The organism is Roseovarius sp. 10, assembly GCF_033100315.1.
Lineage (GTDB): Bacteria > Pseudomonadota > Alphaproteobacteria > Rhodobacterales > Rhodobacteraceae > M30B80.
The window spans coordinates 532490-546331 of sequence record NZ_JAWLVH010000001.1; the positions used below are offsets into that span (position 1 = coordinate 532490).

A 13842-nucleotide genomic window follows, 5' to 3' on the forward strand; every position below is an offset into this window, starting at 1 on the left:
GCCGCATTCAGGGGGCTTTGGCCGGCTCGAGCTTGAAGCTGGCCTTGCCAGAGTCGACGGTTCGCGCAGGCTCGAAGCCCTTGCGCCAGGCTTCAGGCAGCGCCCCGTACTTGCGCTCCGAGACCGTCAGCTTGGTGTCGATGAAATCGGTCGGGTCCTCGCCGCTGTCAGCGATGTTCCGGGCGATCTGCGCCAACGCCTCCTGGTCCCAGTCAACGCGTTTGGGCAGATCGGCCACCACAGTGTAATCGCCATCAGCGAGACGCACTGTGCCGGTGTCCTTGCCGCAGGCGCGACGGGCCTCGGCAGCGCGGGTGGCGTAGCGCACCTCAAGGGCCGCACCGAACCGGGCGGTTGCAGCTTTTAGCTGTTTGCTCGCATGATCCAGCTCGGCTTGCAGCGCGGCCAGCAACTCCACCGGCATCTGTGCCAGATCGCCAGGCGGCATGTTGAGCATGTCATCCACGGTCGGGGTGTTATCGGGATAAGTCATAGGGGCTCCTTTTCGGGGGATGGGTCAGGCAGCTGCCGCTAGCTGCTTCACAGATGCTGAGGGAACAGCGCCCTTGTGCGGGCGAGTGATGGCGAGATAGGCGAACCGATCCGGGCCAAGGCGTTCTTGGACAAGATGGATGCGGCCGAGCGCAAAAAGCCGGTACGCAGCATTTGCAGTTGCCCGCAGTGCCTCGAGAGCCGGCTTGCCAAGCGTCGAAACATTGGGGGTTGTATCAACCACTAGAAACCCACGGTGATAGACCAGACAGGCGCCAGGCTCGGCGGCATCAACCCACGACATCAGCGTGATTTCAGAGACAGTACCAGACATCACAGCACCCTCGAGGTGCGGATGCAGTCATTCAGCTTCAGTTGCTCTTTCTCATGATTGAGGATGTCTTCCAGCCGATAGACGACGCGCCCCCCGATTTTCATGAAGGCAGGTCCCTTGCCCTCCCACCGCCACCTCTCAAGTGTGCGATGAGACAACGTCCAACGTCGGGCGAGCTCCTTTTGCGTGAAGCAAATCTTATCGTGCATCATGGCCTCCAGTTCAGTTCTTGGAGCTAAGATGCAAAATTGATCCGTGGGATGTCGTCAGGATCGATGGGGGATGCGAAAGGGGATGATGGATCCCTTAAATACAACGGTCAAAATGCAAAGAGGGGGATGATCATCCCCCTCTATCCCCCAGCATATCCCCTTTCGATCCCCCACCGTGAGGGGCCGAAGATCGTCTCATTCGATGTTGAGCCTGTAGTTTCCTCGACGATCAGAGCGAATCAATTCACGCCAGTTATCCTTCGACTTGAAGACATCCGACATGCGCAGGCTCCGCGAGCGCGCTCCAGACAGAATGTTCTTGCCATTCTGCCAAGGCTGCCCCGCTTGCGCCGCACGATGTAGGGAACGAACGACGGCGGCTTGAATGGGACCGAGCTGAAAACGGTGGCCATTGCAGCGCACCTCAGAATAGTCGCGCGACACGATGAAGGTCGGCTCCTCTAGGCGGCCGCCTGTAGAGAAACCCTTCATGATTTCATAGCGATCACGCTCATCACGCCGCATCAAAAGATCGCCGATCACAACATAAACGGCATCGACAGAGCCCCAGAGTGACGCATAGTCGGACTGAACAGACCGGAACTCTCCTATGTACGCTTCTCCACACCGAAACAGCTGAAAGACATCACGCGCATGCAGGTCCACAACACCGCTGAACGACACGCGATCTGTCGGGATGCGGAATGGTCGCCCGTCCACGTCCTCTTCGAAATCACCAAACTCCAGCGGCAACTCAAACACACGTATTGAGAGGCGCACCTCGTCGTTTTCCGCAAGATAGATCAGGTCATCTTCTGCAATCGACCAGCGCTCAAGGATCTCGGAGAGTGCAAAATATGCTTTTTCAATTTCCATCTTTCCTCCGATTCCCCTCGCCAAATGTTCTAATTTTGTTCTACCCTCTTGACGAAGCCGGATCAATCCAATCTTATCCGAACTAATCCACACCCTCATGGGGATAACATGACCGAACACCACACACTTGCAGAGCGCCTGCAGGCTCGCGCAAACCAGCTCGGGCTCAGCCCCGCGCATGTTGCTGAAATGGCCGGTGTGAACCGGTCGTTTGTCTATGACATACTGCGCGGGCGCTCGACACGCCCAGGGCTGGACCGTCTCGCGGAAGTCTCCAGGGTGCTAAAGGTAGAGCTCGAGTGGCTCATTCACGGGATTGGGAACGTGGAAGGAGCCTCCCCTTTCATCGAAAACCCTGACGACAGCTTCGTCGCCATCGCACATGCTGGCGTCCGACCCTCTATGGGCGGAGGCACTGTGGTCTTAGATGAGCACGAAACCCCAGGCCGCGCCTACCACTTCCGGAGGTCCTGGATCAAACAGGGGCTGAAAGCCTCGCCATCCCAGTTGCGCATAATGACCGTCGAAGGCGACAGCATGGAGCCAACATTATTCGATGGCGACACAGTTCTGGTCGACATGACAAGGCGCTCTCCCAATCCTCCCGGCATCTTTGTTCTCGATGACGGCATGGGTTTGGTCGCAAAACGCCTGCAGCATGTCCCAAACAGCGATCCACCTGCAGTCCGCGTCATCTCAGACAACAAGCACTATCCTGAGTATGAGCGTACGGCAGATGAGATTAATATCATCGGACGGATTCGCTGGTTCGCTCGGGAGGTGTGAGCATGACCCACGTCATCACTCGCGGAAACAATGGCCGACGACACGAAGTCGATTTCGAGGATGCCGATCTCACCGTCGAAAGCTTTATCAATGAACAAAACGTGGAACTCGTGATCGAGGCACTGGATGAAGACCGCCCCTGGCAGAAGACGCGTTTTGCGCTAGTCAATCTTCCTCGCTCAGAATTCGATGAAGCGATGGCCAATACGGCGCGCAAACGGATATCGAAAATCAAGGCTGTTGAGTGAACGATGGGGCGGACACGACTGAGGTCCTAGCCGGCCTAGTGGAACGCGTAACCTTCCACAGCACGGAGAGCGGGTTCTGCGTTCTGCGCGTCAAGGCGCGTGGCCATCGTGACCTCGTCACGACTGTGGGGCATGCAGCAATGATTTCTGCCGGTGAGTGGGTCACCGCCTCCGGCACCTGGATCAATGATCGCAACCACGGCCTTCAGTTCAAGGCGCACTTCCTGAAAACGCATGCCCCCTCCACTCTGGACGGCATTGAGAAATACCTCGGCTCCGGTATGATCCGCGGCATTGGACCAGTCTATGCCAAGCGCCTGGTAAAAATGTTCGGGAAGGACGTCTTCGACATCATTGAAGCTGAGCCAGAACGTCTTCGTGAAGTGGAGGGTATCGGCCCAAAACGCGCCGACAAAATCACCGCCGGATGGGCAGACCAAAAGGTGATCCGCGAAATCATGGTGTTCCTTCACGAACATGGCGTGGGGACAGCCCGCGCGGTCCGCATCTTCAAGACCTACGGCACAGATGCAGTCCAGGTGATGAGCGAAAACCCTTATCGTCTGGCCAAAGATATTCGGGGGATAGGGTTTCGAACAGCGGATTTGATCGCAGAGAAACTCGGAATCGAGAAGACGGCAATGATTCGCGTTCGGGCAGGAATTTCCTTCGCGTTGACGGAGGCCATGGGCGATGGCCATTGCGGCTTGCCCCGGGCAGAATTGATCGGCCTCGCAAGCAAACTACTTGAGGTCCCGGCGCCTTTGATCGAGGGCGCGCTTGCCGAGGAACTGGCCGAGGAAACCGTGACAGCCGATTGCGTTGAGGACACGGACTGCATTTTCTTGACAGGCCTCTATCTCGCAGAACGCAGCATTGCCGAACAGCTAAAACGCATCCGTGCAGGCGCCCTACCCTGGCCAGACATCGATGCCGATAAGGCCCTGCCCTGGATCGAGCAGAAGACAGGCCTCACACTCGCATCCAGCCAAGCTGAGGCCATTCGGATTGCGCTTCGCTCCAAGACCATGGTGATCACCGGCGGTCCCGGGGTCGGCAAAACCACGATTGTGAACTCAATCCTCCGCATTCTCGCAGCGAAATCCGTCAACTTGCTTCTCTGCGCCCCCACTGGCCGCGCAGCAAAGCGAATGGGCGAAGCCACCGGCATGGAAGCCAAAACAATCCATCGGCTTCTAGAGTTTGACCCGAAGAGCTTTGGCTTCAAGCGCAATGACGAAAACCCACTCGAGTGCGACTTGCTCGTCGTAGACGAAAGCTCGATGGTCGACGTGTCATTGATGCAATCCTTGATGAAGGCTGTGCCGAGCCATGCGGCTCTTCTCGTCGTCGGCGATATTGATCAACTGCCGTCGGTTGGCCCCGGTCAGGTCCTAGCCGACATTATCGAATCCGGTGCTGTACCAGTGGTCCGCTTGACCGAAGTGTTCCGGCAAGCTGCACAGAGCAAAATCATCACAACTGCACACGCGATCAACGCCGGCCGGCTGCCTGATCTGGCTCCCCCTGATGGCGATACAGATTTCTATTTTGTGCCGGCCGACGATCCGGAACAAGCCGTGCCGCGCATTGTGGAACTCGTCTCCCGACGCATTCCACGCAAATTCGGGTTCGATCCAATCAAGGATGTCCAAGTTCTCTGCCCGATGAACCGCGGTGGCGTGGGCGCGCGTTCCCTCAATGTAGAACTGCAGGCCGCGCTGAATCCTGCCGGAGAAAAAAAGGTTGAGCGCTTCGGCTGGACCTTTGCCCCCGGCGACAAAGTCATGCAGATCGAGAACGATTACGACAAAGACGTTTATAACGGCGACATTGGCATGATTGAGGATGTCGATCTTGATGAGGGCGAAGTCGCAGTTGATTTTGACGGTCGCACCGTCACGTTTGTCTTCGGCGAACTAGACACGCTGGTCCCCGCCTATGCCGCGACCATCCACAAGAGCCAGGGTTCCGAATATCCCGCTGTGGTCATCCCAGTGATGACCCAGCATTATGCGATGTTGCAGCGAAACCTGATCTACACCGGCGTTACGCGCGGCAAAAAACTCGTAGTTTTGGTCGGCCAGAAAAAGGCAGTGGCGATCGCAGTCAAGAATGTGTCAGGGCGACGGCGCTGGTCTAAACTCGACGAATGGCTCCGCCCAAATGAAGCGTCACAATCTCATCAAACCCCACTTCCGACATAAACACCATTAAACACGCAGACCTACGCGGCAACACGGCAGGTCATTGTTTTTGTTTGAATTTCATTCTGCAAGGCGCTTCAATCTGAGTGGCAACCAGAAAGACGCTCCCATGAAAAACATCGCTGTCACCCCGATTTCGGGGCCCAATCCCTTATGCCCTGAACGTATGTCAGCAAACGCGCGCCTCACTGAGATCGGGCGCATCTTGGCCGCGGGCGTGGTTCGGCTGAACGCCACGAAGTCCAGCGGTTTATCTGCCGAGAACGGAGACAGTTTCGTGGACTTCTCGCCACGAAAGAGCGGTGGTCGTCGTACAAAACGTTTGCCGTCAGGAGGAGTTCATGAAGCATCACAATAAGATAACCCCAATGCAACCAGGACATGATCCAGGTATCGACCAGACGGTGCTATCGCGCTTGGCTGGATTGAAGGCCATGTCTGTCAAAGAGTTGAAAGGCGAATGGGAAAAGCTCCTCAGCACCTCAGCGCCAAACAACAGCCGGGCGTTTCTAGAACTGCGGATCGCCTATCGGCTTCAGGAACTGACCTACGGCGGCCCAGACCGTGAGACCCGTCGCATGCTGGACTTGCTGGCCGACGAGGTCGAAGGGCATGCCCGGCGCAAGCATCAGATCGCCGACCCCCGCAATCCGGTGGCGGGCACGAAGTTGCTGCGCGAATGGGATGGCATAGAGCACACCGTCACCGTGCTGAAGGACGGCTTCGACTGGCAGGGGCGCAAGTTCAAATCGCTCTCCGCCGTCGCCCGCGCCATCACCGGCACGCGCTGGAATGGGTATCGTTTTTTCGGACTGCGCGAGCGGAAGCGAGGTGAGGCATGAAGGACATGACCTCAAAACCCAACCGCCGCCTACGCTGTGCCATCTACACCCGCAAATCCAGCGAGGAAGGTCTCGAACAAGAGTTCAACTCGCTTCATGCGCAGCGCGAGGCCTGCGAGGCCTATATTGCCAGCCAGCGCTCCCAGGGCTGGGCCTTAGTGCGCGATCAATATGACGATGGTGGGATCTCCGGCGGCACCTTGGAACGCCCCGGCTTGAAGCAGCTGCTGGCCGACATTGACGACGGGCTGGTCGACGTGGTGGTCGTTTACAAGATCGACCGTCTGTCGCGCTCGCTGATGGATTTTTCGAAGCTGGTCGAGGTCTTTGACCGCAACGGCGTGACCTTCGTCTCGGTGACGCAGTCCTTCAACACGACCACCTCGATGGGACGGCTGACACTGAACATCCTGCTGTCGTTTGCCCAGTTCGAGCGCGAGGTCATCGGCGAACGTATCCGAGACAAGGTCGCCGCCTCTCGCAAGCGCGGGATCTGGATGGGCGGCTATGTGCCCCTTGGCTATGATGTGCAGGATCGCAAGCTTGTGGTGAACGAGGTCGAGGCCGCCTCTGTGCGACGGATTTTCCAGCGGTTCATCGAGTTGGGTTCCGCCACTGTGCTGGCGCGGGAGCTGCGTCACGAGGGCTTCCGTAACAAGCAGGGCACGCTGATCGATAAGGGCTATCTTTACCGGCTGCTGAACAACCGCGTGTATCGCGGCGAAGCTCTGCACAAGGGTAAGGCCTATCCGGGCGAGCATGACGCCATCATCGACGCGGACCTTTGGGATCAGGTCCATGCCATCTTGCAGGAAAGCCCCCGCAAGCGAGCCAACAACAGCCGTGCGCAAACTCCTGCACTATTGAAGGGGCTGATCTTCAGCGAAAACGGCGCCGCCATGACGCCCACCAGCACGAAGAAGGGGGCGAAGCTCTACCGCTACTATGTGTCAATGGACGTGATCCGGAACCGCGAGACCGGCGAGGAGACCGCGCCGATGCGGCTCGCCGCCGGAATGGTCGAGGGCGCGGTCGTGACCGAAGTTCGGCGCATCCTACAAACGCCAGAGGTCGTCACGCAGGTCTTGGCCGCCCTGAAACGCGATGACGGCGGGACATCTGAAACAGACGCCATCGCAGTCCTACACGAGTTCACGGCCCTCTGGTCGCAACTCTTCCCGGCTGAACAGGCCCGCATCATCCAGCTTCTTGTGCGGCGGGTCACGGTCACCACTGCTGGGCTCGAGGTCGACATTCGCCGTGAAGGCATTGCGGGCGTCATCCGCGAGATGATGGTGCCGCGCCGGATGGAGGTAGCGGAATGACCAAACCCAACGACACGATCCGCGTTCTCATTCCCATGACAGTTCGCAAGAAGAATGGGCGGCCGAAGATCCTACCGCCCGCCGACTACCGCCCCAGCGAGGACCAGACCCAAGATCCTCATATCCTGCGCGCCATCGGTCGCGCATGGGGATGGCGGCGGCGCATGGAGGCCGGTGAGTTCGCCACGATCCAGGAACTGGCCGAGGCGGTCGGGTTGGCCGAGCGGCATGTCAGTCGCCAGCTGCGCTTGGCCTATCTCGCGCCGGAGGTGTTGAAGCGACTGACATGCGAGCGAGAGGCCTCGGCGGTCAGCCTGTATGATCTATGCTTTCTGGCGGGAGAGACATGGCACAAGCAGGCTGAGCGGGTTTTTAGGGCATGAATTTTGGGGCCGTGAAGCACTGGTTTCCTGACCTTATGTAGATTTATGATGTAAAGTGATCGGACAGTGCTTTCTTCGCGCAATCAATTTTTGGATCAGCATCCTATCCGGCTATTGGGTTTGCGGTTTTGCGCGGCCGGATATCCTCAAGCGCTGCATAGAACGCAGGCAGCACCAGCAAGATCAGAACTGTCGCCGCCAGAAGGCCAAAGACGACCGAGATCACGAGTGGCTTCAGCGTCTGGGCTTGTGTCGATGTTTCCAACAGCAGAGGGGCCATTCCCATGATGGTGGTCGACACCGAGACAAAAATCGGTCGGAAGCGCGACCTGACGGCCTCTCCCGCGGCCAGCGCGGCTGAAAGCCCGTCTGCGCGGCGTTCATTGATGACGCCGACCAACAAAATCGCGTTGTTCACAACAATACCGGCAAGTGACGCGGCTCCAACCAGAGACGGCATGGAAATGTTGTAACCCATCAGGACATGGCCCCAGATCACACCAAGAAACGCAAGCGGAATGGTGATCATAACGATGAACGGCTCAACATAGCTTCTGAACTGGAAGCTGAGCACGATGTAGATACCTACCAACCCGATCAAAAACCCGCGCAGGATCGAGGCGACGGTCTCGGCTGAATTTGCCGCTTGTCCACCAACTTCGAAGTCGAGACCAGGGGTTGTAGTCACCAAATCAGGGAGAAAACCCTCAGCCAGTTGAGCGGTGATAGCGTCAGCATTGCCGATGCGACCGTCTACGTCGGCCGCGACAGTCAGCGTTCGCAGGCCATTACGTCGCGTGACGCCTCCCCATCCGCGTGCCTCGTCGATGGTAACGATGCTGGATAACGGCACGGCCCCTCCATCGGGCAGGGCAATTTCGAAGGCATTTAGGTCGGCGCGAGCAGCGCGATCATTGTCGGGCAGCCGCACTTCCAGATCCCAAGCCAGATCGCCGCGCCGGATTTCCGTAAGCTGCGTGCCAAGAAAGGCGGCACGAAGTTGGCCCGCCACTTCCGTGGCGGTCAGGCCAAGCGCCTCTGCCCCCGGCGATAGGGTCAGTCGCAACTCGGGCGCGCCCGGACGCAAGTCGAGGATCGCGTTACGCACACCGGCGTAGTTTTCGAGTTCAGCCAAAGTGGCACGCCCTGCCGCTTCGAGCGTGACAAGGTCAACGTGAGACAGGCGCAGTTCAACGGCTATACCCTGAGGGCCAATCCCCGGTTCAGTCAGGATTAGGGATGATACTCCAGCCAATGGGCCGATTTCCTCTCGCCATAGCGAGACTATCTCATCCAATGTATTTGCGCGGGTCTCGGCGCCGAGAAGGTCCACTGCAACGGTGGCGACATGAGCGCCAGTCTCGCCGGTCGACAGGTTGCGGCCAAGTCGGGTAATGCGACGGATTACGAGTGCCTGCGACGCAGGCTGTTCGGGCGAGAGGCGCTCATTCACTCGGTCCAGAGCAGCCTCAACCTGTACAACTGCCTCTGTGGTTCGCGCCAGCGGAGTACCGGCAGGCAGCATCAATCGCGCTTCGAGAACATCGCCATCTATTTCAGGCATAGCCTCCCGTTTGACCACGCCACCCATGAGAGCGCCAACCGTCAGGATCAGGGCACCAATGGCTAGGCCTACGACCAGCCAGCGTGCCTTTATCGCTGCGTCAGCCAGACGGCCCACACCACGTTCACGCAAGGTATCAAAGCCTGCATCAAAACGGGTTCGGAAACGAGACGGAGTGGTTTTCTTCATCCCACCTTTTAGGTGATGGGGCAGTATGAAAAAGGCTTCGATAAGCGATGCGGCGAGCGCCGCCAACAAGACTACTGGCAGAACCTCGAGTACGGCACCCAATTCACCCGCCAAGTAAGCAAGAGGAAGAAACACTGCCAACGTTGTTAGGAATGACGATATAACGCCAGGGGCTACAGCTGTGACACCTTTGGTTACGGTCTCGACTGTCGGTTTTTCGGCGGCATGGACCGCGATGGAATCCGCGATCACAATAGAATCGTCCATCACGATGCCGATTGCCATAAGAAGCGCGACCAACGTCATCATATTCAAGCTGAGACCAGTCAATGCCATCCAGAGGAATGCACCGGCAAAAGCGACGGGCAAGCCCATTGCCGCCCAGATCGCGAAACCGGGCCGGAAAAACAAACTCATGACGATGACGACCAGAACCAAGCCGATCACCCCGTTCTGCACCAGCATCACCAATCGATCGCGGATGATGGATGTCACGTCCTGAACGACCTCAACTCGGATAGAGGCAGGTAGGTGAGTAGTTTCTTCGGCTACCAGCGTTGCCACGCCGTCCAGCACACGCAATGCGTCTGCATTGAGCGCTTTCGCCACGTCAAGCACGATAGCGGGAGCGCCATCGACGAAGGCACGATCGTGCGGCGGCTCGAAGCGCTCCTCAATCAACGCCACGTCGCTCAGCGTCAGAGTAGCGCCATTCGGTAGCACCATAACGGGGATCGTGGCCAGCGCAGCAGCGGTGTCACGCTCGGCGGTGAAGCGCACAGTAAGTTCGGCGCCATCTCCCTCGAGCGTTCCGATAGGAAGGTCAATGTTCTGCGCAGCGATAGCCATAGCAAGTGCCGCGGGTGTGAGCCCATGGCCTTCCAGTACTGTGCGCGAGGCAGAAATTGTAAGTGTGCGGGTGCCCAAGCCTCCGCGCGTAACACGGGCAACGCCAGGCAGAGCTGTCAGGCGGTCCAACAGTCCGTCTGCGTAGAAATCCAATTCGCTTAAGGGCAAATCGCCCGAGATCGCAACTGATGTGACAGGATCGGTGCGATGTAGTTCACGGACAACAGCCGGATCTGCGCGATCTGGGAAGGTGTCGATAGCCGAAACCTCGGTCCGCAGAGAGTTAACGAAGCGCAAAGCGTCATTGCCAGGCGCCATTGTGGCTACTGCTCGCGCGCGACCAGCCTGTGCGGTGCAGGTGAAGGTTTCTAGCCCCTCGACACTTTGCACACCGTCCCAGAGAGGCGCGCAGATAGCTGTTTCCACATCCTCGGCGGCCGCCCCTCTGTAGGGTACGACAATCTCGGCCTCCACTGCGCGGAAATCGGGGAAGGTTTCACGCAAGAGCCCGGGCGCGGCAAAGCTACCTGCAGCCAGGAAAAGAAGAAGTAGCAGGTTGCCCGCCGTCGGATGGCCCGTGAACCAACGTATCATGGCTGGACCTCGATCGGCGTCAGCGCCATGCCGGGAATAGCAGGAGCGATGTCGTCGATGACGACGATTTCGCCCGGCTCGATTCCGTCGGCGATGACGATGCGCCCATTCTGAGAAAGGGCAACAGAGACCGGGCGCAATTCTAAGAGGCCACCGGGACCGACGACGCGTACCATACGGCCGTGGAGCGCTGTTTCAGGAATTACAATGGCATCGGTGAGCGGCGCGCCTTGGAAGGAAATCAGCACTTGCATGTTTGGAACCAGCGGCATGCGGTTTGGTGGGTTAGCTCCAGCGTATGGATTATCGACTGCCACCACGACCGGCACCGTCCGAGCGCGGGCGTCAAGCGCCCCCTCGACCCGACTAATGTGGGCTGACCACATCTGCGATGGATCTGACAACGGACTGAGAACCACATCAATCTGCGTGAAGGGCATGGCGCGCATCATCTCTGAAACAGAGATCGCATCAGGTGTGTCGCCCAATAAGCCGCGAAAGCTGTCGATCGGCAGATGCGCCACGACCTCAGCGGCTGCGATGCCATTGGCACGGATAACGACCTGACCAGGCGCGACGGTTTGAAACAGCTCGGCACCGACCTCGGTGACTCTTAGGTCGAAAGGCGTTCTTATCCCAGTGTGTTCCAGCGCCCTCAAGGCCCGCGCAATGGCGGCCTCGCTGCGTGCGATCTGTGCTGCGATCCGGGCCTCACGAGGCGGGATCAATGCGAGGCTGTTTTCCAGTTCGGTGACAGTGCGGCGAGCCAGAAGCGTCGCGCGCTCGGCCTCATCACTGCGGGATTGTGGGACGGTGCCCTGTGCGGTCAGCGTGCGAATGCGCTCCAGGTCGGTTTCGGCTAGAGCCAGCCGTTCGCGCTCTAATTCCAAGATCCGGGTAGTGTTGACCGCCTCGGTAGCCAGCTGCGCGCTTTCAGCGTTAAAAGCCGCTAGGTCTGCCCGGGCCTGCGCCAATGCAAGCTCGTAATCGGCAGGGTCAATACGCAGCACTTCGGTCCCGGCCGGGACCAGGCGTCCGGGCTCCAAGTCGGGGTGACGCCAGATCACCTCACCCTGCACCTCAGCAACGGCGACCCAGACCTCGGCCGCACGCAGGTTGCCCCAAACATTTACGGTGGGGCGAATGATCTCTGACGTGGCCGAAATAACCCGGACTGGCAGTGCAGGTACCGCACCGTCGACCCGTGCTGGTCCGGGAGCGGATGAAATCAACCAGACTGCTGTAGCGATACCCAGAGCGATGGGCGGGGCCGCAAAGAGAGGTGCCAAGCGCATAAGTTCACCCCTTCGCCTGGCGCATCCGCGCCAATGTGCCGTCGCGTAGAACGAAGTGTTGGTAGAATGCACCCGCGACATGAAGGGCGACCAGTGCCAATAGCACGATTTTCATCACATTATGCCCCTGCGCAGCGGCCTCAACACCTCCGAACCACGCGACCGATCCGCTCATCGGCATCAGGATCATCAACGCATAGAGGCCAAAATGGGTGAGTTTGGAGAGGGCACCTTGCAGCTTGTTGGCTTCAATTGCTTCCGGAACGCCACGCCGGGCGCGCAGAGCTAGTCGCCACATCGCAAAGAGTAAGACGAGAGCTCCGCCCGCGATATGGGTAAGAACGAGCGGATCGAACCCGATTTCCATTCCGTTAGTCACGCGATCCCACGCGGCCGAAATCGCACCCTTGAAGAGGTATTGCTGGGCGATCAACACAAAGACCAGCCAGTGTAAACCTATTTGTAGGCGAGAATAGCCGGAGGGGGCAGTTTTGACATGCATGGCAGGGACCTTTGTAACTGGACTGGAGACTCGGGATAGTAGTTGTTGGCGCCTCCCTTATATGTTAGTGAGTTATAACTAACAAGAGGTGACAAATGTCTGGCCGACAGAGCGCAGAAGAGCGAAAGACGCAGATCGTGGCTGCGGTGTTGCGATTGGCCGATGAGATTGGCCCTGATCGGTTAAGTACAACAGATGTCGCTCGCGCCATTGGCCTCAGCCAGCCCGCGATCTTTCGACACTTCCCGACAAAAAACGAACTCTGGCTGGCAGTGGCCGAGGATATCGCCGAACAGCTGAAGGCAGCCTGGACTGCAGCAGAAACCTTGGCTACCGGGCCGAATGATCGATTGAAGGCTTTGATCGAAGCACAGCTATCAGCCATTGCCCACACGCCGGCCTTGCCTTCAATCTTGTTCTCCCGCGAATTGCAGGTAGAAAATCCTGGCTTGCGCAATGTGTTTCGCGAGATCCTTGGAGCATATCAGGGCCGCTTGGTTTCTGCGATCCGTGATCAGCAGGCGTCAGGGGATCTGCAGGGTGACGAAAGCCCCGAAGACATCGCCATTTTGTTAACCTCGCTTGTGCAGGGTGTCGCCATTCGATGGACCCTTGGAGCACGTGGCTTTTCGCTCGTCGATGAAGGCGTGCGCTTGCTCGACGTCCAAGTGGGGCTGCTGCGTAGGTAGACTGCTTACCTACTTAAGCGACAACTAACAATTACCACGTACGTCTCCGACACGGGCAACACCCCGCACAACCACGCCGCTTTCGGGTGTCTCTGTTCGCACCGAGAGCAGATGAACCCGCTTCAACTGCGGCGCAGTTCGATTTCAGCACTGTGCTGCGCGCCATCGGCCGGGCATGGGGCTGGCGGCGGCGCTTGGAGGCCGGTGAGTTCGCCACCATCCAGGAACTGGCCGAGGCGGTCGGGCTGGCCGAGCGGCATGTCAGTCGCCAGCTTCGCTTGGCCTATCTGGCACCGGAGGTGCTGAAGCGGCTGACCCTTGGGCGCGAGGCATCGGCGGTCAGCCTGTATGATCTGTGCTTTCTGGCGGGTGACAGCTGGCCGGAGCAAGTGGAGCGCGTGTTCGATTGACGGCTGGCGTTTGGTCTCAAACGAGGCAGGCACCGTTCCGGGTTC

General features: G+C 58.6%; 15 protein-coding genes. 8 read left to right on the forward strand and 7 right to left on the reverse strand.

Annotation, left to right across the window (positions count from 1 at the left end; all coding sequences use genetic code 11):
* Positions 1-7 precede the first annotated feature (7 nt).
* The 4 genes from RYZ18_RS02660 to RYZ18_RS02675 all read right to left on the reverse strand — a co-directional run bounded on the left by RYZ18_RS02660 (position 8) and on the right by RYZ18_RS02675 (position 1914).
* On the reverse strand, positions 8-493 hold the full coding sequence (locus RYZ18_RS02660; RefSeq protein ID WP_317654831.1) for a hypothetical protein: 486 nt from the start codon (positions 491-493) through the stop codon (positions 8-10).
* A gap of 24 nt (positions 494-517) precedes the next feature.
* The gene (locus tag RYZ18_RS02665) at positions 518-826 is read right to left on the reverse strand and encodes a hypothetical protein (protein WP_317654832.1); all 309 of its coding nucleotides are present in this window, start codon (positions 824-826) and stop codon (positions 518-520) included.
* The gene (locus tag RYZ18_RS02670) at positions 826-1035 is read right to left on the reverse strand and encodes a helix-turn-helix transcriptional regulator (RefSeq protein ID WP_317654833.1); all 210 of its coding nucleotides are present in this window, start codon (positions 1033-1035) and stop codon (positions 826-828) included. The genes RYZ18_RS02665 and RYZ18_RS02670 overlap by 1 nt, the downstream gene beginning before the upstream one ends.
* A gap of 198 nt (positions 1036-1233) precedes the next feature.
* Entirely contained in the window at positions 1234-1914 is a 681-nt protein-coding gene (locus RYZ18_RS02675) for a hypothetical protein (protein WP_317654834.1), read from the reverse strand.
* 108 nt (positions 1915-2022) lie between these two features.
* Between RYZ18_RS02675 and RYZ18_RS02680 the strand changes: the two genes are divergently transcribed.
* From RYZ18_RS02680 to RYZ18_RS02705, 6 genes are all read left to right on the forward strand, one after another.
* Positions 2023-2700: a LexA family transcriptional regulator gene (locus tag RYZ18_RS02680; RefSeq protein ID WP_317654835.1), complete on the forward strand. Its 678-nt coding sequence runs from the start codon at positions 2023-2025 to the stop codon at positions 2698-2700.
* A 2-nt stretch (positions 2701-2702) separates the two neighbouring features.
* Positions 2703-2948, forward strand: a complete 246-nt coding sequence (locus RYZ18_RS02685) for a hypothetical protein (protein ID WP_317654836.1) — start codon at positions 2703-2705, stop codon at positions 2946-2948.
* A gap of 38 nt (positions 2949-2986) precedes the next feature.
* Positions 2987-5155: an ATP-dependent RecD-like DNA helicase gene (locus tag RYZ18_RS02690; protein WP_317654837.1), complete on the forward strand. Its 2169-nt coding sequence runs from the start codon at positions 2987-2989 to the stop codon at positions 5153-5155.
* A gap of 368 nt (positions 5156-5523) precedes the next feature.
* Positions 5524-5997, forward strand: coding sequence for a DUF2924 domain-containing protein (locus tag RYZ18_RS02695; RefSeq protein WP_317655796.1), 474 nt, complete (start codon positions 5524-5526; stop codon positions 5995-5997).
* 5 nt (positions 5998-6002) lie between these two features.
* Complete coding sequence (locus tag RYZ18_RS02700) at positions 6003-7322, forward strand: recombinase family protein (protein ID WP_317655797.1); 1320 nt, start codon at positions 6003-6005, stop codon at positions 7320-7322.
* A complete protein-coding gene (locus RYZ18_RS02705) occupies positions 7319-7705 on the forward strand; it encodes a hypothetical protein (protein WP_136340753.1) in 387 nt (128 codons plus the stop codon). Before RYZ18_RS02700 ends, RYZ18_RS02705 begins: the two co-directional genes overlap by 4 nt.
* A 103-nt stretch (positions 7706-7808) precedes the next feature.
* On the opposite strand, the gene RYZ18_RS02710 is transcribed toward RYZ18_RS02705, so the two are convergent.
* Genes RYZ18_RS02710 through RYZ18_RS02720 form a run of 3 tightly spaced genes read right to left on the reverse strand, consistent with a single transcriptional unit; the run spans position 7809 to position 12698 of the window.
* Positions 7809-10901 (reverse strand): efflux RND transporter permease subunit, encoded by a 3093-nt coding sequence (locus tag RYZ18_RS02710; protein WP_317654838.1) that lies wholly within the window; start codon positions 10899-10901, stop codon positions 7809-7811.
* The gene (locus RYZ18_RS02715; RefSeq protein WP_292267299.1) at positions 10898-12196 is read right to left on the reverse strand and encodes an efflux RND transporter periplasmic adaptor subunit; all 1299 of its coding nucleotides are present in this window, start codon (positions 12194-12196) and stop codon (positions 10898-10900) included. Before RYZ18_RS02715 ends, RYZ18_RS02710 begins: the two co-directional genes overlap by 4 nt.
* Positions 12197-12200: 4 nt before the next feature.
* Positions 12201-12698 (reverse strand): cytochrome b, encoded by a 498-nt coding sequence (locus tag RYZ18_RS02720; RefSeq protein WP_317654839.1) that lies wholly within the window; start codon positions 12696-12698, stop codon positions 12201-12203.
* A gap of 137 nt (positions 12699-12835) precedes the next feature.
* Here RYZ18_RS02720 and RYZ18_RS02725 point away from each other — a divergent pair, with 137 nt between their 5' ends.
* Entirely contained in the window at positions 12836-13387 is a 552-nt protein-coding gene (locus tag RYZ18_RS02725; protein WP_317654840.1) for a TetR/AcrR family transcriptional regulator, read from the forward strand.
* An 86-nt stretch (positions 13388-13473) separates the two neighbouring features.
* Entirely contained in the window at positions 13474-13797 is a 324-nt protein-coding gene (locus RYZ18_RS02730) for a hypothetical protein (protein WP_317654841.1), read from the forward strand.
* Positions 13798-13842 lie beyond the last annotated feature (45 nt).